Source organism: Alistipes shahii WAL 8301, from assembly GCF_025145845.1.
Lineage (GTDB): Bacteria > Bacteroidota > Bacteroidia > Bacteroidales > Rikenellaceae > Alistipes > Alistipes shahii.
In genome coordinates, this window is record NZ_CP102253.1 from 1398496 (window position 1) to 1421044 (window position 22549).

A 22549-nucleotide genomic window follows, 5' to 3' on the forward strand; every position below is an offset into this window, starting at 1 on the left:
GTTTAAATTTATAAGTTGAATCAATATTTCGTCGGATCGTAATCGCGCAGCAACTGTATGGTTTTGCTGCGGATGGCGCTCGACAACCGTATACGTTCGGCAAGTTCGGGATCATCGCCGACATAACGGGCGATGCGTTCCCGGAAGACGTCTTTTGTATTCCGATTTGCGGCACCAACGGTCAGGAACTCCTTCTCGCCTGTTTTTTTCAGGTAGTAGGCCGTGCGCGACTGGCTGAAAGTTCCCTGCCTCTGCCAGACCTGAATACCTCCGTTCGAATCGATGCCATACCCTTTTTCCGAATAGATGCATACGCAAATGTGCGGTGTTTCGAGATAGACCCACATCCACCCCGGACTCTCCGCCGGAATGAACTTGCGGATATGTTCCGGAGACTGTGCATGCCAGCAGACTACGGAGTCGATTTCTCCGGATTGGAAAATTTCTTTGGCTTTCGTCTTCCGGAAAGCATCGCGGAGGATGGTCAATTTCCCGAATCTTTTCGGTAACTGCAGCCGGTCGTCCCCGACACATTCGATGACGGAGCCGTTTTTCAGATAAATGCGGCCCTCGACAAGCGATGCTCCCCGTACGGATGCTACTGCAGCAAGCAGGATCGGCAACAGCAGAAACTGTTTCATGACAATCAAATTACCGTTTTTCTTCCTCTTGCTCTTCTTCGACAATAATGTCCAGCGTACGCCGCACTATGGCCGCAGCCATCGGTTCCAAATCTCTGTCGATGTAAATCGTGCGCTCAAAAAAAAGATGCAGGGGCCAACCTGTATCCAAATGGATCTCTTCTGAAGAAAACTGCTCCATCCGTGAACGGATGCCGCTCATTCCCGAGGCGATGGAGTCTCTCATAGCCTGCGTCATCGCCTTTTCTCCGCCGAACGCCGTCACGAACTGTCCGAGTGTCGCGGACAACATTTTGCTGCCGTCCGCTTCCGTATAAGTATTGCATACGGCACTGTATGAATCTGTCTGTCTGCCGTCAATCCAGAACGAAGTCTTTCCCCGCACAGAATCCCGGCCACCCAACAGCGGAGCGAACGTCTCGTCGAATTCGTATACCTGCGTCGAATCGAGCCGTGCCCCATGGAAAAAGAACATGCGCCCCAAATCGTCGTTCACGGCATTGATCACGACCGATGGATCGGAAAGGGTACGGGCCATATATTTGCGGAAATTCTTTTTCGGGAAATTCTTCCGTTCCGCCGAAGGTATCGTCTCCCACATAACCCTCACGGCGGGTTCGACAGACGCCTCGGCCTGTGCGACCAGCGTTTCGAGGTTCGCGATACCAAGCAACGAACCGGTTTCATCCGTCTCGAACTCAACGACACAAGGCCCCGTGGCCGACACGATCGCATCGTGCACCAGCTGGTCCTCCTTATCGGTGGTCATGTAATCGCCGTATGTCAGACGGATCTTGTAACGGTCCTTGGTCTGAGAAAGGATTTCGAATACACGCCGTTCGCTTTGTCGGTATACGAGCGTCGTATCGCCTTGATCATCTATCTTGAACTTCTCCTCCCGAGCCTCATAGGCATACTTGTCTCCCGGAGTCCAATAGGCGCAGATCTGCACCGAGGAATCCGGCATGATCTGGGCTCGCAAAACCGACAACCCCTCTGTCAAACAGCAGAGTGCACATAAAAACCATTTCATCGTACAGAATAGTTAAAGATCTTTTAAACATTCACGAATCACCTGCTCGTCCACGCCCCGCTCCTTGAGTCTGCGAATCGCCTCGCTTACCCTTTGCGGCCGTTCCAACCGTTCGTAAAGCATATCCAGAATTTCATGCAATACTTTTTTCAGTCGGACCGGACCGTCCGGCGTATCGTAATCCATATCTCCGAATGTCGAAGTATGCCGATGGAGGACGAGATAATAAGTACCGGCGATCAGCAACGATGCGATTTGCCGGAACGGCGTTTTCTCCCCCCCCCTCGCGAATTGCCGTTCATAGGCTTCGTAAGCTTCCCGATAGTACGTTTCCCGATTTGCGGCGGCACGGCATGTCGTATCGTTTACATCGGTAATCTCCCAGACCAGCAGTCTCTGCATCTCCGGACTGTTGTAAAGAAAATCGGTCATTCGTGCGAACATCCTTTCCAAAGCGGAACGCTCTCCGCGTTTCAAGGCTTTGTTGCCGAACAAATCGTGCATCCAATAATCAATCGTGCGGATGTAACAGTCGAAAACCTGTTCCAAAGATCCGAACTGCCGCAGCACGACATTGGGATCCGTTTTGGCTTCGCGGGCTATATCCATCAATGTGATATGGGTAAAATCCTTTTCTTGGAGAATCCGGCCGACAGCCGACAGAATATCGGCCTGCACCTGTTTATTGGTTCGACGGCGGCGGAGCGTCCCCTTCGTTGACTGGTTTTCCTTCATTCCGGTCATGTTTCCCTGTTCCGACTTTACAAAAATAAACTTTTGCCTTCATTTTAACAAATTTAATTTGATAAAACCAAGAGAGCATCTTTTTTATTTCAGTAATTCTTTCTTCCCGCCGATTGCAAAACGAACAGCTCCGAATAAATCGACCTCAACAGGACGAATTATTTTCCAGTGGAAATTTGTTTTATCGGAAAATAAACACACCTTTGTCGCGATCGGAATCATACAGATCCGATTTTTAACGGAATTCGATGAATTAAAAAATAAGACCACATGAAACACATCATTATCGGAGGAGTCGCCGGAGGCGCGACAGCGGCGGCAAGAATTCGCCGGACAGACGAGAAAGCCGAAATCTTCCTGCTCGAAAAGGGTAAATACATTTCGTACGCCAACTGCGGGCTGCCATATTACATCGGCGGAACGATCGCCGAACGGGAGAAACTGTTCATGCAGACACCGGCTTCGTTTGCCAAACGTTTCAATATCGACGTGCGGGTCGAGAACGAAGTAATCGGGATCGACACGACGAAAAAGCGAGTCGAAGTACGCCGTGCAGACGGATCCACCTATACGGAAAACTACGACAAAATGCTGCTTTCACCCGGCGCTTCCCCCGTGCGTCCGCCTTTGAAAGGCATAGAAATCGAAGGCATATTCACGCTCCGCAACATCGAAGATACCGATCGGATCAAAGAGCATATATCTTCGCACCGAATCGGGAGTACAGTCATCGTCGGAGCCGGATTCATCGGATTGGAGATGGCCGAGAACCTGCACCGCACGGGAGCCGAAGTATCTGTCGTGGAAATGGGCAATCAGGTGATGGCTCCAGTCGATTTTTCAATCGCGGCCCATGTACACCAGCACCTGTCGCAAAAAGGTATCAAACTCTATCTCGAACGCAGCGTCGAACGATTCGAGCGCCAAGGCGAAAAGATCGAGGTTTTCTTCTCTACCGGAGAAAGCATTACAACCGATATAGTTCTTCTGTCTATCGGGGTTCATCCGGAAACAACATTGGCCAAGGCCGCCGGACTGAAGATCGGCGAAACGGGCGGCATCTGGGTAGACGATTACCTGCAAACTTCGGCAACGGATGTTTACGCAGTGGGCGATGCCATTGAATTTCCGCATCCACTGACAGGCAAACCGTGGCTGAACTATTTGGCCAACCCTGCCAACCGCCAGGGACGCATCGCCGCCGACAATATGGTCTTCGGCAATACGACAAAATACGAAGGAGCCATAGGCACTTCCATTGCCAAGGTATTCGACATGACAGTAGCTTCGACAGGACTCGCAGCGAAACGGCTCAAACAGTCCGGTATTCCGTATGCCAGTTCGACGACACATTCGGCATCGCACGCCGGATATTATCCCGATGCACTTCCGCTGACCATCAAGCTCACGTTCGACCCAGCAAGCGGCAAACTCTACGGAGGTCAATGCGTTGGCTACGAAGGAGTGGACAAGCGCATCGACCAGATTGCACTAATCATCAAAAACGGCGGCACGGTATATGACCTGATGAAAGTCGAACACACTTACGCACCACCTTTCTCCTCGGCCAAGGACCCGATCGCCATCGCGGGCTATACGGCGAACAATATTATCAGCGGAGCAATGCCCATAGTGACATGGCGGCAGATTGCAGGAGCCGATCTCAGCGACATCCTGCTGCTCGACGTGCGCATCCGCGAAGAGCATGCCTTCGGGGCCATTCCCGGGTCGGTCAACATTCCGCTCGAGGAACTCCGCAGCCGGCTCGGCGAATTACCACACAATAAAGCCATCTATGTCTATTGTGCCGTCGGCCTACGCGGATACTTGGCGGTAAAAATTCTGTCAGGACACGGATTCCGCAACGTGAAGAACCTGTCGGGTGGTTACAAGACCTATTCGACGGCGATCGAGCCGATCGTAACCCGGACTGCCGCAACCGCTATGGACAGACGAATGGATACGGATACCCGACTCGGCAGCAAACGCATGAAGACCTTAAGAATAGACGCATGCGGATTGCAATGCCCCGGTCCGGTTATGAAAATCAAGCAAGCGATCGACTCAATCACCGAAGGCGAAAGGATCGAAATAGTCGCTACCGATGCCGGATTCTCGCGAGATGCGCAAGCATGGTGCGACACCACAGGCAATCGGCTCATCAGCAACTCGGAAGAGAAGGGGAAATATACGGTCATCATCGAAAAAGGTTCATCCGGAGCATCCACGATGCCACTCGAGCACGACGCTAAGGGCAAGACGCTGATTATGTTCAGCGATGATTTGGACAAAGCGCTGGTGACCTTCGTACTGGCCAACGGCGCGGCAGCCACCGGACAGCCGGTGACGATATTCTTCACCTTCTGGGGATTGTCCCGTCCTGAAAAAGGTTTACAGTGATTGATAATTAAAGATAAACATTTTGGTTCAAAAAATATTGTCCTGATATAAGTTTACATATGCCTTCCGAACAACCGTCTTTCGGCCCCAATGATGTTTGAGTTTCCCGGTTCTAAGTTCCGCTTCCAAGGGCGTAAGCCAATCGCAGCTGGCATGAGGTCTGAGTGAATTGTAAAGGATAACGATCTGGTCGATGCGTTCTTTTGCTGCCTGAAAACTTTCAAAACATTCCTCGTCGATCCATTCGCTCTTCAGAATACCGTTCACCCGTTCGGCAACGGCATTCTCATACGGATCGCCCTTTTCAGTCATGCTGATGCGAATCCCATTATCGGTCAGCAATTTCACATATTCTTTCGAACAATATTGGCATCCTCTGTCCGAATGATGGATTAACCCTTGCCGTTTTTGCTGCGGAGTCTGGTCTATGGCCATCCTCAGTGCACGGAGCGCTCCGTCCCGTTCCAATGTCGTATTCAGATCATAGCCTACGATCCGTTTGGAATAGGCATCCGTTATCAAAGCCAGATATGCAAATCCTTCTTTCAAAGAAATGTACGTAATATCTCCGACCCATAAACGATGCGGCCGCTCGAGGTCGAAACCCCGGATCAGATTCGGATATTTACGCATCCAGTGCCGCGAGCAGGTCGTAACGCTGTATTTCTTCCGACGTTTGACCAGAAGATTGTTTTCCGAAAGCAGCGTAAATAACCGATCCCGGCTGACCGGAAATCCGTCTTGTTGCAGCAAATGCCACAGTTTACGACCGCCGAGCCTGGGCATCAGTTTCCGGTAGTAACCCACCCGCTCCAAAAGAAGGGTGTCGGACAAGGATCCTTCCCTATTACGCCGTAAATGTTTATAATAGGCCTGACGGGTATAGCCGAACAACCCGCACAGAAACGACAGGCTCATTGCTGTGTGTCTTTCTTTGAGACGCTGGACTGTCCGGCTGCGGATTTTTTTAGCAGGTCGATACCGTATTCTTCTTGGAGGATATCTCCCATGATCTCATAGCCTTCCAGACGTAATAAAGCCTCTTCCAAGCGCCGCCGAAGGGCTTTGTTCTCGGATAATAATTCACTGGCTTCTTCACTCGTAACGCGGGACATGATCGGATAAGGATTAGGGGTACTCACAAAGCTACAACTATTTTTCGCTTTCCAGCGCTGACCCATCTTATGAATCGTAGACATGGGAATACCATGTTCTTCGGAGAGTTGGCGAGCCGTCTTGACTCCGCTCAAATACTCCTGTAAAATCAGATGACGCAACTGACGCGGTAAATAATGACGTGATAAGTCTGAATTCGTTGTTTGCTGCATAAGATTTACTCTTTTCTGTAAACCTTTTTCAGGACGGGACACATCAAGAAAATCGCCAAACCGAAGACGAAAAAGGACATCTTCGGACGCATGTTCGACATGATGCTGCCGTCGTCATCGCTCAAATTACACCTTTCGAAAATGAATATGTTCGGGATCGGCAACCGGATGATGCGCCGCATCATGAAGCGGAAAGGAATCGACTCGCTCGAAACGCTGCGCCGGCAGGCTATCGACAACGGCGTGGAATTCATCGCCTGCCAGATGTCGATGGAGGTGATGGGCGTCCAGCGCGAAGAATTGCTGGACAACGTGACCGTAGGCGGTGTTGCCACCTACATGGAGCGTGCCGGGAAAGCGAACGTGAACCTATTCATTTGAATCCATTATGACAACGCAGTTATCGAAAGGATACCGGCCGATGTTGTCGGGAACAGAAACCGGAGTCTCAGGCGGCTACCGGACACCTGTTGTAAAATTCCATGTATGACCGGACAAAAGTCGCATTCAATAAATTCATTTTCACAAATTCGCTACCGCCAGATTGTTCCGGCGGTGGCGAATTTGTTTTCAGAGATTCGTCGGATAGCCGTTCCTGCTTAAACGGCTATTAAGAATATATAACGATCATTCATAGTTTCAAAAATGGAATTTGACGGACAATCCGAAATTCCAGAATCCGGGATCAAAGAAGCCGTCATGTCCACCGCCGATCACGGCTCCGATCACAGGACGGTAATCCACCTCCAAAGAGATCGGGGCATTTTTGAAATGACAGCCGAAAGCGCAGGAGCCGGCCAGACCGAGTAAAAAACCCGAATCGTCAAAGTCATAAAGCCCCAAGGCTCCACCCACACCGGCATTCAGATACCAATCGCAAGTCCGGGGTGTCCAATTCCACCGGCAGCAGCGCCAATTATAGATTCCCGTAACGGACAGTCCTTCAAAATGAGGAGTCGCCAACGTGAATTGCAAAAAATTCCGAGACGAAAGATCGCGTTGATAAAGAAATTCCACGCCATCTCCCAACCGTAATCCCACGGCGTTTTTCTCTTGAGCCAAAACCGTCTCGAAAGCGAACAAACTGCAAACAAAAACCAATAAAATCTTTTTCATAAAACAATTATACGTATAACGATTTACATGGAATTATCACCGGCCACTCAATCGTCATCATCCTCGTCATCGTCGTAATCATCGTCATGATATCTCCCGTATTTCCGCTTCCCATATTTCGGGTGTTTCTTATACCCGTGCTTGTGCGGATGATACTTCCCATGTCGTTTGCAATAGGAGTCGTAATGCTCGTGCCAGTAATCGCTATGACAATGCACCCGATCATAGAACGGAGCACAATACGACGACTCGGGACCGATTCCCAGTTCGATCAGAATCCGCCCCCAGCCCTCACTCTTATAACGTCTGTAATAATCACAGATATCGCGCATGCTTCGTCCCGAGGTTCGGGCGATCTCCAGCGCAAGGCCCACATGCCCCCAATCTCTGCCGCAACGCCGGTAATAATTATTGAGCGATTCTGCCGAAATATCGTATTCCACGCAGAGGCGCCGACAGAAATCCGACAAATCGACCGAAGCATACCGATTGGCATTTCCGATAAAGACGGAAAGCCTGTTTTGTGCGGACAAAGAGCAAGCGAATACCGCAAAAAATAGCAGCAAACCGATTTTTTTCATAGGTAAATCGTTCTATTAAAACAGATGATATAATACGAACAGCTGCCAAGCGAATTTTTCATTTGCCTGTCGGCATGCCTATGCAAACGAATCTATTTCAGCAAAGTGCCGTCTTCCCGGATTTTGAGAATCACCTCCCTGCCATCTTCCGCTTCCAGCTCGATTCGATAATAATTCCCATCTGGTGTTTCTACCATTCCCGGCTCATCGTCGGCTTCATAACCGACATAATTATCGTTAATTGCCTGCTGGATCGCAGTTTTAACGGCTTCCGGAAGAGTATCCGGACTGATCTCCCAGGATGTGGAAAGCCAATTTCCGTTGTTGTCAAAAAGCACCTTCTTGGCAACTCCGTCGTGGATGATATCCACCTCAAACTGTCCGTGTTCCCGGTCCGTTTCTACGATTTCGGATGCCGCATATTTCTCCTGCAGAAAATTTTTCACCCCTTCGGGAAGTTCAACCGGCAGGTAATCCTGGAATCATCCTCCGAATCTTCCACCGCCTTGATCAGAATTCCCTCCGCGTTGTAATAAAGATCCATTTCCCGCGAGCCCTGCTCCACCTCCAAAACATAGACCGGTTCCATGCTTTCACGTTCTATCATATCCACATCATCCGGCCTCCACGATCTATATTCGCTGTTCTGGAAGGCGTTTTTGACGGCTTCGGGCAAAGCCGCATAAGGCAGGTCCGTTTCGGTCATCAGCCAAACGGCATCGAAAGTAAACCAGGCCTCGGATTCATAATTCTGGTCCTGGAAATCCGCAATGTAATAATTACCCCGGGTTTTCCATTTCGGACTGGCTTCAGGATATTTTTGAGAAAACGCAGACTGCAATTTTTCGGGAACTTTCAAGTTGTCATCATCGTCATCACAACTTTGCATAGCCGCTCCGCATACTCCTAAAGCGAGCATCAGAAAATACATTTTCAGTTTCATAACAAAAATAATTTGAAGTTAGGTAAGACAAAGATATGAAACCCGAACCACATAAACAAATATCTGAAATTCACCTTCACATCGCTGAAAATCGGGCATCGGTCGAAAAATATTATCCGGATCGCATCATCCGATTCAAATCATACAACTTGTAATTATTCGCCTTTCAAAATTTTTCCACATTTGGATTTCTCGCCGGAAATCGCCATATTTATTATTTATTTGAATCAGTAGTTGAAAATAAGATATAAAAATGCGATGGCTACCTTTCCCATCGTATGAATTAGCAGTCCGCAAGTAGAGCGGCACTTTGAAGCTCTTTGAATATTTGTTTTTTCGTTCAGCCAACTGAATAGCGCTTCAATGGGTTCCCTGACAGATGAAACGGCTTGAGAATAAATGTCATCAGCGGCCTTGTTTCTCTGCTTCTCTTCTTCAGGAGCCCCTTTGATTGACTTGACGGGAGCGTAGAACTCATTGGCCTTATCGCGTCTTTCCTGCTCCCAGTAGTCATTGCTTCGGTATATCTTGTCAGCGAAGATCTTCTTGTTGAAAAGATCCGGCATGCATTCGCTCTGGAAGACCTTCAGGTCATTCTCGGAGGCAGGAGAGAGCGCTATCTGGCACGGATGAGGAAGATGCCCTTTCCTGCGATATCCTACCATGTGAAGCTTTAGTCCATGATAGTACAGGTTCTTGGTGGAACAGTATCCTTTGTCTGCGATATCTCTGGCGACCTTGCCTGTACGGTTTCTTCCGCAGCATGTGATTATCGGCATCGAGTCAACAATCACGGTATCATCCTGACAGTCAGAAGGCCTGAACATCCTTAATAACTGCGAGGACAGTTCCCTAACAGCACCGGCCATCCTGTTGAGACGGTAATTGAATGTCTGATAGGACACCAGGTTCGGGAACCAGTCGCGCAAGTACTCTTTAGCGAAGTTGTGAATATCCTTGATGAGGGTGTACTTCTGCTCATGACCGACAAAGAAATAAATCGTGAGGATTTCCTCGTCGGAGAACAACGGTTTCGAATTATTGCTGTATCTTTGGCAATGGTATTTGAGGCTTTGTTCGTACATATCGCAGATATACATATAGATTTTTATTAGTCTATACTCTTTGTCCTTGGGAATCATAACAAGCAAAAAATAGGGGTATTTTTTTACTTTAAGTTACTGATTTCCAAGGATTTTGCAAGTATTTTCATCCCTTGATTTTCAAATATTTACAACTAATTCCGAGGCTTAAATGACCTCAGTTAAACTTATAAATCACAGCAGTTCAACTGCTGATTGGAATTATTTTGTCGTCAATACCAGTTCTCGTAGAAATATTCTAAAAAAAGATAGGATGGCTTTAGCCATCCTATCCCAGTGAGCAATCTCGTAATTTTGAACTTTCTATTTTAATGTTTTAACACATTATAGTAAGAGATTTTCACTCGAAATTATTTGTCGGTTGACAAATGCCTTCCACACATTGAAGCGTTACTGGTCTGACCGTTATTAGCGTTTCAACCGCATCTTCTTGTCCTTACCTTACACTTAATGGCGGAGCGGCGCGAATATTACAGATTATAGCATTCGCCTCATTTCCAGAGAAGATTCGGCACGGGACGTTCGGGCATTGCGCACGTCATCCGGAATGATCGTCCGGGAATATACGCTGGTTTCGGCCGGCTCGGTTCGGGTGGTCATCGTCAGGGTGTTCCCGCCATTCGTCAACTCGAAATCGTAGCCGTTGCCCCAGCTCTCGCCGTCGTCGTACACTCCGGTCAGCCGGGATCCGTCGATCGAATAACGCCCGGTGTATTTGGTGTAGTTCGACGTTTCGACCTTCTGATAAAGTCCGAACGTCGCTGCCGAAGTGAATTCGACGTATACCTCGAATCCTTCGGGAGCACTCTCCGACCAGGAAGTGAGGCGCCATTCGCCTACGATTTCCGACTGAATGTTGGGGGCATCGTCGTCATCCGAACAGCTTGCGGCGAAAATGCCGAGCAGGGAGAAAACGAGCAGATGATAAAGATGTTTTTTCATTGCAAGCACTGTTTTTATAACCAACCTCCGTTTGCTGCGCCGGCCGAACGGGCGATGACGGCGAATTCCTTGGTGATGACCATGCCGCCCATCACGACGCCCGTTCCGGGTTTCGTACCGCCGGCTATCGCCGAAACCTTGATTTTGGCCGATCCGGGTTTCGTGCATTTGATCATCAGTTTTCCATTATACATTTTGGGAGCCGCCTTAATACCAAGCTTTTCCATGTCCTTGGCCGACATCTGGATATCGGTGTAGGTAAGGTCTTCGGCACCCTGTCCGAAATGCTGCGTCAGCGGAATGAGCTGCACCTCGCCCAATGCGACCCGCAGACAGGGCGTCCCTTCGATCTGCATGAGCAACTGATAAGCGTCCGTAATGCCGGTGCCCATTTTGCCGCGGTAAATCGACACGTCGGCGATCGTGGCCTTCGAGCCTTCGCCCAGCCGGGAGTCGATTTCATTGACCGAGGTGAGCAGCATGGTCTTGAATTCGTCGAGCGAGTATCTCTTCCCTTTCTCCAGGGCATAGGAGAGGCCGAGTGCGGCTACGCCCGAGACGTGCGGGCAGGCCATCGAGGTTCCCTGCATGTAGCCGTAATCCGCTCCGTTGCTCGTTTCGGAGCAAAGCGTCGAAAGGACGCCGGCTTTCTCCCCACCGCTCAAACCGCTCGTTTCGCCGCCGGGAGCCGCGATATTACAGCCGGAACCGTAGTTGGTATAATTGGCCGGCAGGTAGTCGGGCGAGAACGAGGTGACGGAGATATAATCACGATAGCCTGCCGGATAGCCGGACATGGCTGTCGATTCGTTGCCGGCGGAAAAAATGATCAGTCCGCCGTCGAGGGCCTCGCAGTTCTTCTGGGCGGCGAAGTACTGAAGCGCCTCGTAATCCATCGGCGATTGTTTGATGAACATGTTGTCCGACGTGTATATTCCCGCCTTGATGCCCCACGAGCACTGGAGGATGGAGGCACCGTGATCCGCGGCGTATTTTACGGCACGGCTCGACACGAGGGCGTCACCCGTCAGGTCTCCCGAGAAGATCTGACACGACATGAGACGCACACCGTCTCCCTTGCCCGTACCTCCGGCCACGCCGCAGACGCCGATGCCGTTGTTATTGACGGCGGCTACCGTGCCCGCAACGTGCGTTCCGTGTCCCGAATCGCCCTTCTGACCCCATGAAATGGGACCGTCGGCAGCGAAGTTCCATCCGTGAATGTCCTGGTTCTTGTATTCGGGCGAAGGGTTCGGATTGATCCACATGTTGGCCGCCAGATCCGGATGAGTGTATTTCACCCCTTCGTCCACGATGGCGACGATGACTTCGGGATTACCTGCCGTGAGCTTCCATGCGTCGGCCACATTGATGTCGGCTCCGGCCACCGATGTAGTGGCAACGGCCTGGTCGGCATTGTTGATGTAATGCCACTGCCAGAAAAGATTCGGGTCGTTGAAATCCGCTGTAACCAAAGCGCGGGTCTGGCCGTTCGCCGTTGCTTGAAACGGATAGGTTTTGCAGTCGGAAGCCCGGTAGAGACGGGTGCGGAACTGTACTTTCGAGATTTCGGCGACATCTGCGAGTCTCTCGGCCGCCTTGTCGAGATCCTCTTCCGATGCGAACCCGAGCACATACCATCTGTGAAGCCCTGCCGCACGGGTGCGGGCCTCGTGTTCGCCGGCTTCGGGGAAGACGCGCTCCAGCGAGGTGACGTGCAGGTCGTTCAGGATGTCATCGACGGATTCGATGCCCGAACGGGTCAGCGCCGAACGGGTCTTGGCCGCATTCAACGCATTCTGTTCGAGACTGGGAATGGCTTCTTCGCCAAATTTTACGATGAGCGAACCGGCCACGGCGTCGTCCGACGTATTGCAGATTTTGTCCGAAGTCTCGATTTCGGGAGCGGAATCCCCGCGGTTCGGTATTTCCTGCATGGGATCCGTCGAGCAGGCGGCCAGCAGCAGGGAGGCGAAAATCAGGAGTTTCGTTTTGTTATGCATATATCATGCTGATTTTTGAGTCCGGCAGGTTGTTTTTGGCTTGGAAAAAAGGGAGAGGCCGACACTTGCCGGACGACCGGCCTCTCCCGATCCGATATTACTTGAGCGTGATTTCGGCAGCGGCCGTTTTCCGGAAGCGGAGTTCCGATCCCGAACCGTTCGCACGCTGCACAGCGTCGCTGAATCCGACCGTAGCCCTTACGACTTTCGCTTCAGGAGCCGATGCGGGCAGGAATCCTTTCGCATAGTCGGTCGGTACGGTTTTGACGGAACCGCGTTCTGCGGAAACGGAGAATTCGAGCCGTTCGACGTAATTCCGCGGCTGCCGGAGTCCTGCGGCCATTCGGCGCAATTCTGCAATCCGCTCTGCGGCCAGTTCGGGAATGCCGCCCATATCCTTGGCGGGATCGACGAGCAACATATCCGTAAGGATCGAATAGGGGGTCGTCGTACTCAACGTATACAGATAACGGAACGTGGCCCCCTGCTCGACATAGTTCGGGGTGGGCACGAAATAGATGTAACCGTCGGCCACGGCGCCTCCGATGAACGGATAATTGACCGCATAGAGGGCTTCGGGGTTCTCCTCCGAGACGCAGCCGGCGAGGATGTCCTCTCCGTTGATGACACCGATCGGCGTTTGCGAAAGAAGCGGGGAGATAGCGCCGGTTATGCCTGCGAGCGGAGCAGTGGAGGGAACGTAGACCGCCGGAATCCGACCGCCTTCGTCGAACTCGACCCCGGGGAGTCCCGTGATGGTCAGCAGATCGGCCGAACTGTCGTCCGCCGGATCGTCTTCGATGGTCACCGTGCCGATCTTCCGGCGCATCGGCTTCTCATCCATGACGTTGACGGCATAATAGTTCCATTCGGTCGAAATCAGGTACTCCTTCGAGGGCTGCTCTTTCTGCGGCAGGAAGTCCGAGTAGAGGAACTCGCTCTCCAATCCCGGGTTGTATTTGCCGGTGGTCTTGATGGATGCCGTGAAGAGTTTGCTGGCATATCCGTTGTAAGCCAGTCCGGCGAACGTGTACTCCGTGTCGCCGTTCAGCCCCGTGAGCATGACGCTGTAATGTCCGCCGTTGATGGCGTCGAGCTGCTCTTTGGTGAAATCCTTGCCCTCCTCTTTGAGGAAAGCCGTCATGTCCAATCCTTGGATGTCTTTTGTCTTGAAGACTCCGTGTTTGATAGATTCAATCCCCTCGCCATAGGCCCAGAATTTCGCCGAGTTATCCGTCGTAATGCCCTGTCCCGCGAATTCGTTCGTGGCTTCGAGCCCGATGTTGAGAATGACGGAAACCTTGTCCTCGTCTCCCTTGGCGATATATCCGAACGAAATGGAGGCGTAGCCCTGCATTTTCAGATTCTGCGACGCCGTTTCGCCGCCCTCCGGATTCGCCTCTTCGTCCGAACCGTAGATGCAGCCTACAAGCGTGTACTTGCCGGTGCCGCCTTCCAGATCCTGAACGGAAATCGTCCCCGAAGCGGTGATCGTCTTGATGAGTTCCGCGGCGATCTTGCCATCGGCCATCTCCTGTGCCTTGAGACTCGCCTCGCCGTCGCTCAAATTGCCCGTGAAGATCGCATAGCGGAACTCCCGGATGTCCTCGGAGAGGGTGGCGCCGATTTCGACGACACCGTCTGCGGGTTCGCTTTTAGTGAGGGCCACCGAGTAGTCGTAGACCCTGGCTCCGGGAAGCATGATCCGCTGCAGGCCGTTTGCGTTGGCATAGAAGAATTTTCCGGCATATTCACCTTCGCTCGGTTCGAGCACGATACCCTGCGCCGGGAAGGTAATCACGCCGTTCTTGAGCGTGCCATATTGTCCGGCCGATTCGTCCATGGCGAAATTTTCCGGTGTTTGCGATGCGATGTACCACTCGCCCATATCGGCAAAGAGGGTCAGACCGGTCGATTGGTAGGGATAATAGACCTTGTTCGGATCCGAGGCATCGACATAGGTCCAGACGTTGCGGTTCTCGTGGTTTACCTGTCCTCCGGCGAAGATGTTCATCAGCTCCGGAGTGTAGGCTTTCATGCGGTAATAGCCCTTCTTGTCCGAACGCTCGTAGATTTCAAGTTCAATTTCGGGATTCGGATTAGCATTGGGGTTGTCTATCGACGCGAAGTTGCCCAGAATGTCGTCGCGGTAGCGGCCTTTGGTCTCACCGGTCTTTTCGTCGGTGACCAATTCCCATTTGGCCAGCACGAGCGATATCGAAAGGTTCACCTTATCGGCACCGTAGATCGAAGCGTAGCGCGGATCTTCGATGTTGATATCGCAGGTGTAGGTCGTGCCCATTTGGGCTCCGGGGAAACTGATCGTAAAGGTCGTCTCGTCCTCTCCGGCATCGAATGCGATCGGCTCGACGACGAAAATATTCTCGACGTTGGACTTCACGACGACCGGAACGACGATCGGATCCACGGTGTTGCGCCGTTTGACCGTATAGGTCGCTTCGGTCTGGGTTCCCGGTTCGAACTCCAGATCGGTCCGGGTAGCCTGCTTCTTCGGGAAGTAGACACCGTAGCAATCGGGATTCTCCGCGGTTCCCTGCGTATAGTTCACGTCGTCCTCGCAGCCGGCAAGGACAAGAAGTGCCAGCAGGAACGGTAATATATGCTTGAATGTCTTCACGGTAATTTGCTTTTAGATTTGACAGCTTGATCGCAGATGGTCATCACCCGTTCCACGGCTTGACCGTTTGCGAAGGATCGGGATTGTTCTGCGTGGCGATGACGGGGTTGTTCTGCGTCTCACCGCGCGAGATCACGAAGTTCCAGTAGGGTGCACGGCCTTCCGTATTCAGCCGGTACGAGGCAGGAGAGTTGGTTCCCACATAGCCCCGTCGGGTGGACATGTCGAGCCGCTTCATGTCGAACATGACGATGCCTTCGCCCCAGAACTCGATGCGCTTCTGAAGCATCAGCTCGTTGGTGAAATTTTCAACCGACGACGACATGTTCGTACAGTCGTAACCTCCGCCCACAATGCGGTAATTGTTCATGAACTCATTGAGCAGCCGAATTCCTTCGCCAAGATTTTCATGCGCCTTGGCCTCGGCCTCGATGAAGTACATCTCCTCGACGCGCATGTAGGGATGGTCTGCGGCTCCGCCGACCTTGAAATCCTCATAAGCGCCCTGCGCCGGACGGAACTTGATGTTCGCGTAATCGGGCAGTTCATTGAAGTATTCCTTGCCCTCTTTACGGCAGCTTTTGTAGTCGTAGGACTCCTTCTCCGGGTCTTTGCGGTCGGGATCGAGCCACGAATGGCGGCGGAAGTCGCGCAGGTCGATACTGTTGTAGAGGTTGCTGTTGATGCAGCGGCAGGCGTCGTTTCCGTAGGCGCTCCACGCGTTCTCCGTGCTCATGTGCGCCGTGAAGCAGAACAGGTTGGCAACGCTCTCGCTCGGAAGCGCAAGGCCCCAGATCCAGGCATTGTTCGACATGGCGCTGTTGAAGCCGTTCGAGGGGTCTTCCCACTGCTCCTGCGTCAGGGGTGTACAGCCGCTGGCGTTAATGGCCAAGCGGGCGTACTCGGCAGCGGAAACATAGGCTTCGGCGTCGTTCTTGGCCGTACCGCGCTCAAGCCAGGCCCGGGCTTTCAGTCCGTAGACCAGCGCCGGACTGATCGTATACTTGTCGGGAGCCGTAAAGCCGCTCAACAGTTCTTCGGCCTTGTCCAGGTCGGGGAAGATCACTTGATCGTAGATGTCGTCGACCTTGGCACGGGGGTTGTTCTTGGCCTCGGCCTCGGTAGTCTCGGGCAGTACGATGGGCACGCCCAGCCCGAGAACCCCGGGCGCTTCGGTGTAATTGTTCTCCTTGAACTCGTACAGACGCACCAGATCGAGGTAGAACATGGCCCGATAGGCGTAGGCGAAGCCCAGATAGGACTTCTGCGTGGCGTCGAGCGTCGCGAAATCCGAGGCGTCGATCTGTTTGATGACGTTGTTGGCCGCCATGATCCACGCATAGTAGTTGTCCCACGTGAGTGCACCCACGGCATAGTCGGCGCCGAGCGCTTCGTTGGTTCCCCACTGTGCGAACCAGTCGTAACCGATATTGCCGCCGATGGCGACGTCGCCCGTCATGGATTCCGTGGCGATATGGATGGCCGGCAGGGCAAAATCCCAAGCTTGGCCATCCTTTGCATAGCCTGCGGAACCGGCCTGTACGAGCGAGGCCGGAATACCTTCGATCAGCGTTTCGAGGGTCACCTGATCCTCGGTGGCTATTTCATAGGGGTCGGCTTCTTTGATGCAGCTGCTTGCCAGCAAAGCTGCCGCCAGCGTCGCGAGCGTTATGTTTGTCGCTTTTTTCATATGCATGTCGTTTGTCGTAAAGTGTTTGAGGCCGATTAGAATTGGATGTTGATGCCGCCCGAAATCGTTCTTACAGGCGAATAGGTGGCCTGGCTCGTCGCTCCCGAATAAGAGTAGCGGGGATCGAATCCCTGACGTTTGGACCAGTACCAGACATTCTCGCAGGCAAGGTAGACGCGCACCTTCTCGATTCCGACCTTCTTGGTGAAATTCGACGGCAGCGTGTAGCCGAAGTTGATGTTCTGCAGGTTCAGGTAGCTGGCGTCCATAAGGAAGCGATCAGACATACCGTTTTGATCCTTATCTTCATACTGCAAACGCGGGATGTTCGACGACGTATTGTCCGCCGACCATGCGTCGAGCATGTCTTTGTGCCAGTTCATACCCGTCGTCTTGTTGGCCGGCGAGTACATGGCCGCCGCATAGCCCGAGTCGTAGGCCAGACCGCCGATCTGGTAGGTGAAGGCCACGCTCAGGTCGAAGCCCCGGAAATTGACGCTCGTGCCGAAACCGCCGTAGAGATCGGGAATCGGGTCGCCGCAGAGATAGTCCGATGCCTTGGCATATTCAGTCGTTGTAACGCGCTTGCCCGTCGGGTTACCCTTGTCGTCGGTTTCGTCCATGTACCACATCGAAAGGCCCTCGTCCGAAACCCCGGCATATTTTCTCATGTAGAAAGTGTACATCGGCAGCCCTTCTCCGAAGAAAGTGGAGCCGCTCACGTAACCGGAGTAGCCATCGACCTGCTTGGTCCGCCGTTCAGAAGGCAGCATGGTGATCTTATTGCGCAGGTGCGTCATGTTGAGATTGATGTCCCACTGGATATGCTCCCGCCGGATCGGCGTAAAGTTCAGCTCGATTTCGACGCCGCTGTTGCGCATGTCGCCCACGTTGGCGTAGTAGGACGAATAGCCCAGCGACGGAGCTACCGGGAACGACAGCAGCATGTCGGTCGTCTTGCGGAGGAAATATTCGACGCCTCCGGAAACCGTACCGCGCAGGAAGCTGAACTCCACACCGGCGTTGAAGTTGGAGTTGGTCTCCCAGGTGATGTTCTCGGATCCTTTGGCGTTGAAGACGGTCGAGACCTTTCCGTTGGCGTTTTCGATCGTGTAGGTGTTCGTGTAGCGGAAGTTACCGATGTTGTCGTTACCCTGCGAGCCGATCGAGGCCTTCAGCTTGAGATTGTCGAGCCATTCATAGGTGCTCTCCATGAAATTTTCCTTCGAAATGATCCATGCGCCGCCCAGCGACCAGAAGTTACCCCAGCGATGGTCGGGGTGGAAACGCGAAGAAGCGTCGCGGCGATAGGAGGCCGAGGCGAAATATTTGCCTGCGTAATCGTACATGACGCGGGCGAAATAGCCCTCGTTGTTGTACTCCCTCCGGTAGGAGCCGGCTCCCTGTTTGTCGATGATCGCCCCGGCCAGTTCGTCGTTGTCCTGCGTCAGCATGTTGCTTTTGGAAGCCGACAACAAGTAAATGCGGTTCTGGTAGGACTCGTGACCCAGCATCACATTGAGGTTATGGTGGCCGATCTGCTTGGTGTAGTTGAGAATCTGCTGCAGGTTGAGGTCGAAATTCCGCTGATGCCCTTTCGAGACCATGCCTTTTTCGCTGGCGAACTGTCCGAACCAGGGATTCGTAACCGAGGTGGAGCGGGTTTCGTCGAGCGAAACGCCGGCGTTGAACGTGAACTTGAAATCCTTGAGGAAGGTGACGTCGATATATCCCGTACCGTTGAAAGCATTGCCTTCGGCTTCCTGTTTGTTGAGACGCGAATCCGAGAGGGCGTTGCTGTTGGGGAAGAGCGAACGCTCCATACCGGCATTGTCGCCGTTGCCGTAGTCGTAGAGCTTGATGCCGTCCTCGTTGTACATGACATTACCCTCGCCGTCGCGGATGTAGAGCGGATAGATCGGACCGACGGCCGTCGTATAAGCGAAAACGTTGCCCGACGAGTTACCGGCGCCGCTGTCGTCGATCTGGTTGTAGCGGAAATGCGTGTAGTTGGCATTGGCGCCGAACTTGAGCCACTTCTTGGCCTGATAGTCCACGCGCAGACGGGCCGTATAACGATCCATGTCCGAGTTGTAGGCGATACCTTCGTTGTTCAGATAGCCGAACGATCCGTAGATCGAGGCGTTTCCGGTCTGCCCGGAGATCGAAGCGTTGTACTCCTGACGCAGGGACGAGCGGAAAGCCGCATCGGTCCAGTCGTCGGGACGGATGTAGTACTCCTTGCCCTCATAGACGAGACGGCGGCCGAGAGTCGCAGCGGGATTGACCTTACCGTTGATGCCGATGAACTCCTGCCCGGAAGGAACCGTATAGACCATATAGCCCAGACCTCCGTCATTCGCATTGGCCGTCAAATTCGTATTGGCGCGCAAATGGGCCTCGCCGATACTCATTCCCGAATTGACATAGTAGTTTTTCAGCGCACTGTAATGCAGTTCGTAGAATTGTGCCGGGTTGGTGATGTACGCATAATCCTGGACGGCGCGCGAATTGACGCCCCACTTGGCGTCGATTGTCACGTGAGCCTCCTGCGACTTGGCCTTTTTGGTGGTGATCATCACCACGCCGTTGGCGCCGCGGGCGCCGTACAGCGAGTTCGAGGCGGCGTCCTTCAGCACGGTCATCGACTCGATGTCACTCGGGTTGAGGTTGTTCAGGTCTCCCGAGTAAGGCATGCCGTCCACGATCCAGAGCGGATCGTTGCCGGCGTTGAGCGAACTGAAACCGCGGATGCGGATCGTCGGACTCTCTCCCGGCTGTCCTGAGGTGTTGGTCAGCTGCACGCCCGCGACCTTTCCGGCCAGAGCCTGCGCTACGTTCGACTGCTGCGACTTGGCGATGTCGTCCGATTTGATGACGGTCGCCGAACCGGTGAAAGCCTCCTTTTTTGCCGTACCGAACGCCACGACGATCACGTCGTCGATAGCCTGTGTGTTCTCTTTCAGCACGACGTCGATCCGGGTTTGCGTTCCCACCTTGATCGTGTGGGACTGATAACCCATGAACGACACGACCAGCACATTGTCCGGTGCGGCTTTGATCGAAAAACTGCCGTCCGCACCGGAGGTCGTACCCTTCGTAGTGCCTTCGACCAGAATGGTGGCGCCGACGATGCCGGCCCCCGCATGATCTTTGACCGAACCCGTAATTTCCCGTTCCTGCGCATGGGCGGACAGGAGCAGGCCGAGAACAGCCATCAATGATAGAAAGATTTTTTTGGTCATAAATGCGCCATTTTAACGCTGGTAAAAAAATGATTGTAGAAAATTTGCCGTCTTCGTGTTCCGGCCCGGAGCCGAAACATATCCCCTCCCCTTCCGGAAGCCCGGAGGGAGGGGGGGGGAGGCTGTCATCCGCCTGTCCGGTCACCGAACCGGCCGGATCGCAGCCTATTCGTAGAAATCGTCTGCAAGGTCGTTCGGCTTCGAGCCCGAATACTTGGTAGCCTTGCCCCGGAATTCGATGATCAAGGTGTTTCCGGTTCCGGTCGGATCAGGGTTCCATGTACTGAATACTCCCCAATCGACCATCGAGAATTTGAAGATCCTCTCCTTATTCTCCTGCTTGACGGTTACTGCCGCCTTCTCGGGACACCGCATGCAGTACTTATCCTTGTCGGAATATCCGTACCCGTTATATGAGGACAGATACATATACTGGAACCTGAGGTTCCATTTGCAATTCGTGCCTTCCGCAGGCAGGTCGATCTCTCCTTCATGGTCGAGGTAGCTGTCCGGCAGGAAAAACATCGGAGTAGTATTATCCGCATCGATACTCTCGGTGAAAGCATTCCGGAAATAGAAGCAATATCCCGATAGCAGATCGCCGGTATAACTATCCCGATAAGCCGGGTCGTGCCGCACCTCCATCGCCGTAACGGGCCAATACAGCATGTCCTTGTTATCCTTGTCCAGGAATTTGATATAGGGCTCGAACGGTTTGACGGGCTTCAATGTTTCTTCATCCATTGCGTCGGCCGTCGCAGCCGTCGGCACGCCGTAGTATTCGGCTTCGACCCCGATGCCGTTTTTCAGCGTCAGGCTTACCCGCAGATAGATCTCCTTGCCGCCGGCGGGATTGGGATGGGTCTCGATCGTACCGGTCAATCCGGCATCCTCGCCGTAGTAGGTCTGATAGGTCTTGTGGTCGTAGAGCCGGAACCAGTAATCGGAGGTCTGCGCCGCAACGTCGATCACGTCGTCGAACTTGGCCTTCAGCACCCGCACATACGCAGCCCAATGACCTTTGGCGAGATCGGCCGGGGCTGCAGCCGTTTCGGCATCGCCCAAAGCGAATACGTAGCTGCCGACCTGCGGCTCCTGCGAGAAGAGCGCGGCGATCGGGGCCTCGGCTGCGGCCGCAGCCTCGCCTCCGGCTGCCGGCTCCGTCACCTTGATCGTATTGGTGGCCGCATAGCCTCCGGCGAACGTGCCTTCGTAGGCGGCACGCAGGCGCTTCCCGTCTTTCGAAGCGTCGAGCGCGACGACGAGCCCCTCGATCGAGCCGAATTTATCCTTCAGGTACTTCGCCGTCAGCGTTCCGGTCGTCCCGGCGCCCGTTGCGAATTCACCGCAGCGAATCTGCACCTTCGCGGGATCGGCCGTCGCGAGGTCTATTTCCGCCGTTCCGAACAGCTCCTTGGCGAGCAGAATCTCCACGCCCGCAGCCCCCTCCTCGGGAGCGGTCAGGCCCTCTTGCTCGTAGAGGCAGAAGCGGCGGTTGCCTTCGCGGACATTGCGCCACTCGACGACGCTTCCGACGGCGGCGATCCGATTGTCGATCTCGTATTGGTTCGTCAGTTCGACGTCACGCTCTTCCGTACAGGTATTCTGGTAACGGGCGATCAGCGTCTTGCCGCTCTTCAATTCGACGTAGGTATAGAGATTGAGCCGGGTTTCCGTCACCAGATCGGCGGAGAGTTCTACGCTCGCGACGTCGTTCATCGTCGTCTTTTTCACCGAAATATCCTTGTATTCGATTTCGAACGGATCGGAGGCCGTGTTCACGGTGCCCTTGGGGCTCTCCACCATCACGCGCAGATAATCGTCGGCCTGTTTCATCTGCTCGGCATTGATCAGCCCCTCGGTCGGCGAGAGATAAAAGGTGTGGCTGCCGTCTTCTTCAGCGACATAGATTGCCGACTTGATGCCGACGAGATCGCCTCCGTCGTACTGGATTTGATCGGTCAGAGTTACAGGAGGCTTCTTCCCGGGGTCGGGGTCGTCGTTGGGATCGTCGTCATCGCATGCACCCAGCATGGCTGCCGATGCGAGCAACGCGCACGCCAGCGCGCGCAGTCTGTAATGGGTCGAGTTTTTCATAACGATTGTTTTTAATAGCGCGGGGTTCGGGAAAACCCCGCGCTA

The 22549-nt window shown here is 53.2% G+C and carries 16 protein-coding genes and 2 pseudogenes; 2 read left to right on the plus strand and 16 right to left on the minus strand.

Going from position 1 to position 22549, the window contains the following annotated elements:
- Positions 1 to 20: 20 nt before the first annotated feature.
- From NQ492_RS06025 to NQ492_RS06040, 4 genes are all read right to left on the minus strand, one after another.
- Complete coding sequence (locus NQ492_RS06025) at positions 21 to 686, minus strand: hypothetical protein (RefSeq protein WP_229028886.1); 666 nt, start codon at positions 684 to 686, stop codon at positions 21 to 23.
- The gene (locus tag NQ492_RS06030; RefSeq protein ID WP_022061592.1) at positions 652 to 1674 is read right to left on the minus strand and encodes a hypothetical protein; all 1023 of its coding nucleotides are present in this window, start codon (positions 1672 to 1674) and stop codon (positions 652 to 654) included. Before NQ492_RS06030 ends, NQ492_RS06025 begins: the two co-directional genes overlap by 35 nt.
- 12 nt (positions 1675 to 1686) lie before the next feature.
- Positions 1687 to 2409, minus strand: a complete 723-nt coding sequence (locus tag NQ492_RS06035; protein ID WP_044054361.1) for a TetR/AcrR family transcriptional regulator — start codon at positions 2407 to 2409, stop codon at positions 1687 to 1689.
- Positions 2410 to 2502: 93 nt separating this feature from the next.
- Entirely contained in the window at positions 2503 to 2640 is a 138-nt protein-coding gene (locus NQ492_RS06040) for a hypothetical protein (protein ID WP_157359477.1), read from the minus strand.
- Between the two features lie 48 nt (positions 2641 to 2688).
- Between NQ492_RS06040 and NQ492_RS06045 the strand changes: the two genes are divergently transcribed.
- Complete coding sequence (locus NQ492_RS06045) at positions 2689 to 4818, plus strand: FAD-dependent oxidoreductase (RefSeq protein WP_118406940.1); 2130 nt, start codon at positions 2689 to 2691, stop codon at positions 4816 to 4818.
- A 27-nt stretch (positions 4819 to 4845) separates the two neighbouring features.
- Here NQ492_RS06045 and NQ492_RS06050 read toward each other — a convergent pair whose 3' ends face one another.
- Positions 4846 to 5736: an IS3 family transposase gene (locus NQ492_RS06050; RefSeq protein WP_014774758.1), complete on the minus strand. Its 891-nt coding sequence runs from the start codon at positions 5734 to 5736 to the stop codon at positions 4846 to 4848.
- Positions 5733 to 6146, minus strand: coding sequence for a hypothetical protein (locus tag NQ492_RS06055; RefSeq protein ID WP_014775546.1), 414 nt, complete (start codon positions 6144 to 6146; stop codon positions 5733 to 5735). The genes NQ492_RS06050 and NQ492_RS06055 overlap by 4 nt, the downstream gene beginning before the upstream one ends.
- Before the next feature lie 42 nt (positions 6147 to 6188).
- On the opposite strand from NQ492_RS06055, the pseudogene NQ492_RS06060 reads away from it, so the two are divergent.
- Positions 6189 to 6527: pseudogene (locus tag NQ492_RS06060) on the plus strand (DsrE/DsrF/DrsH-like family protein); the annotation flags it as partial.
- Positions 6528 to 6785: 258 nt separating this feature from the next.
- Here the strand turns inward: NQ492_RS06060 and NQ492_RS06065 are convergent.
- The 10 genes and pseudogenes from NQ492_RS06065 to NQ492_RS06110 form a co-directional block, all read right to left on the minus strand.
- Entirely contained in the window at positions 6786 to 7262 is a 477-nt protein-coding gene (locus NQ492_RS06065) for a hypothetical protein (RefSeq protein WP_015547143.1), read from the minus strand.
- A gap of 47 nt (positions 7263 to 7309) precedes the next feature.
- The gene (locus tag NQ492_RS06070; protein ID WP_015547142.1) at positions 7310 to 7843 is read right to left on the minus strand and encodes a hypothetical protein; all 534 of its coding nucleotides are present in this window, start codon (positions 7841 to 7843) and stop codon (positions 7310 to 7312) included.
- Positions 7844 to 7935: 92 nt separating this feature from the next.
- Positions 7936 to 8786: pseudogene (locus NQ492_RS06075) on the minus strand (PepSY-like domain-containing protein).
- Positions 8787 to 9013: 227 nt separating this feature from the next.
- Entirely contained in the window at positions 9014 to 9928 is a 915-nt protein-coding gene (locus NQ492_RS06080) for a transposase (RefSeq protein ID WP_259872901.1), read from the minus strand.
- 438 nt (positions 9929 to 10366) lie between these two features.
- Positions 10367 to 10831, minus strand: a complete 465-nt coding sequence (locus NQ492_RS06085; protein ID WP_015547140.1) for a lipocalin-like domain-containing protein — start codon at positions 10829 to 10831, stop codon at positions 10367 to 10369.
- A 14-nt stretch (positions 10832 to 10845) separates the two neighbouring features.
- Entirely contained in the window at positions 10846 to 12834 is a 1989-nt protein-coding gene (locus NQ492_RS06090) for a S8 family peptidase (protein WP_015547139.1), read from the minus strand.
- A 97-nt stretch (positions 12835 to 12931) separates the two neighbouring features.
- The gene (locus tag NQ492_RS06095; protein WP_044054358.1) at positions 12932 to 15472 is read right to left on the minus strand and encodes a hypothetical protein; all 2541 of its coding nucleotides are present in this window, start codon (positions 15470 to 15472) and stop codon (positions 12932 to 12934) included.
- Positions 15473 to 15515: 43 nt separating this feature from the next.
- On the minus strand, positions 15516 to 17162 hold the full coding sequence (locus NQ492_RS06100) for a RagB/SusD family nutrient uptake outer membrane protein (RefSeq protein ID WP_015547138.1): 1647 nt from the start codon (positions 17160 to 17162) through the stop codon (positions 15516 to 15518).
- Positions 17163 to 17197: 35 nt separating this feature from the next.
- Positions 17198 to 20380, minus strand: a complete 3183-nt coding sequence (locus NQ492_RS06105) for a SusC/RagA family TonB-linked outer membrane protein (protein WP_015547137.1) — start codon at positions 20378 to 20380, stop codon at positions 17198 to 17200.
- A gap of 192 nt (positions 20381 to 20572) precedes the next feature.
- On the minus strand, positions 20573 to 22504 hold the full coding sequence (locus NQ492_RS06110; protein WP_015547136.1) for a hypothetical protein: 1932 nt from the start codon (positions 22502 to 22504) through the stop codon (positions 20573 to 20575).
- Positions 22505 to 22549 lie beyond the last annotated feature (45 nt).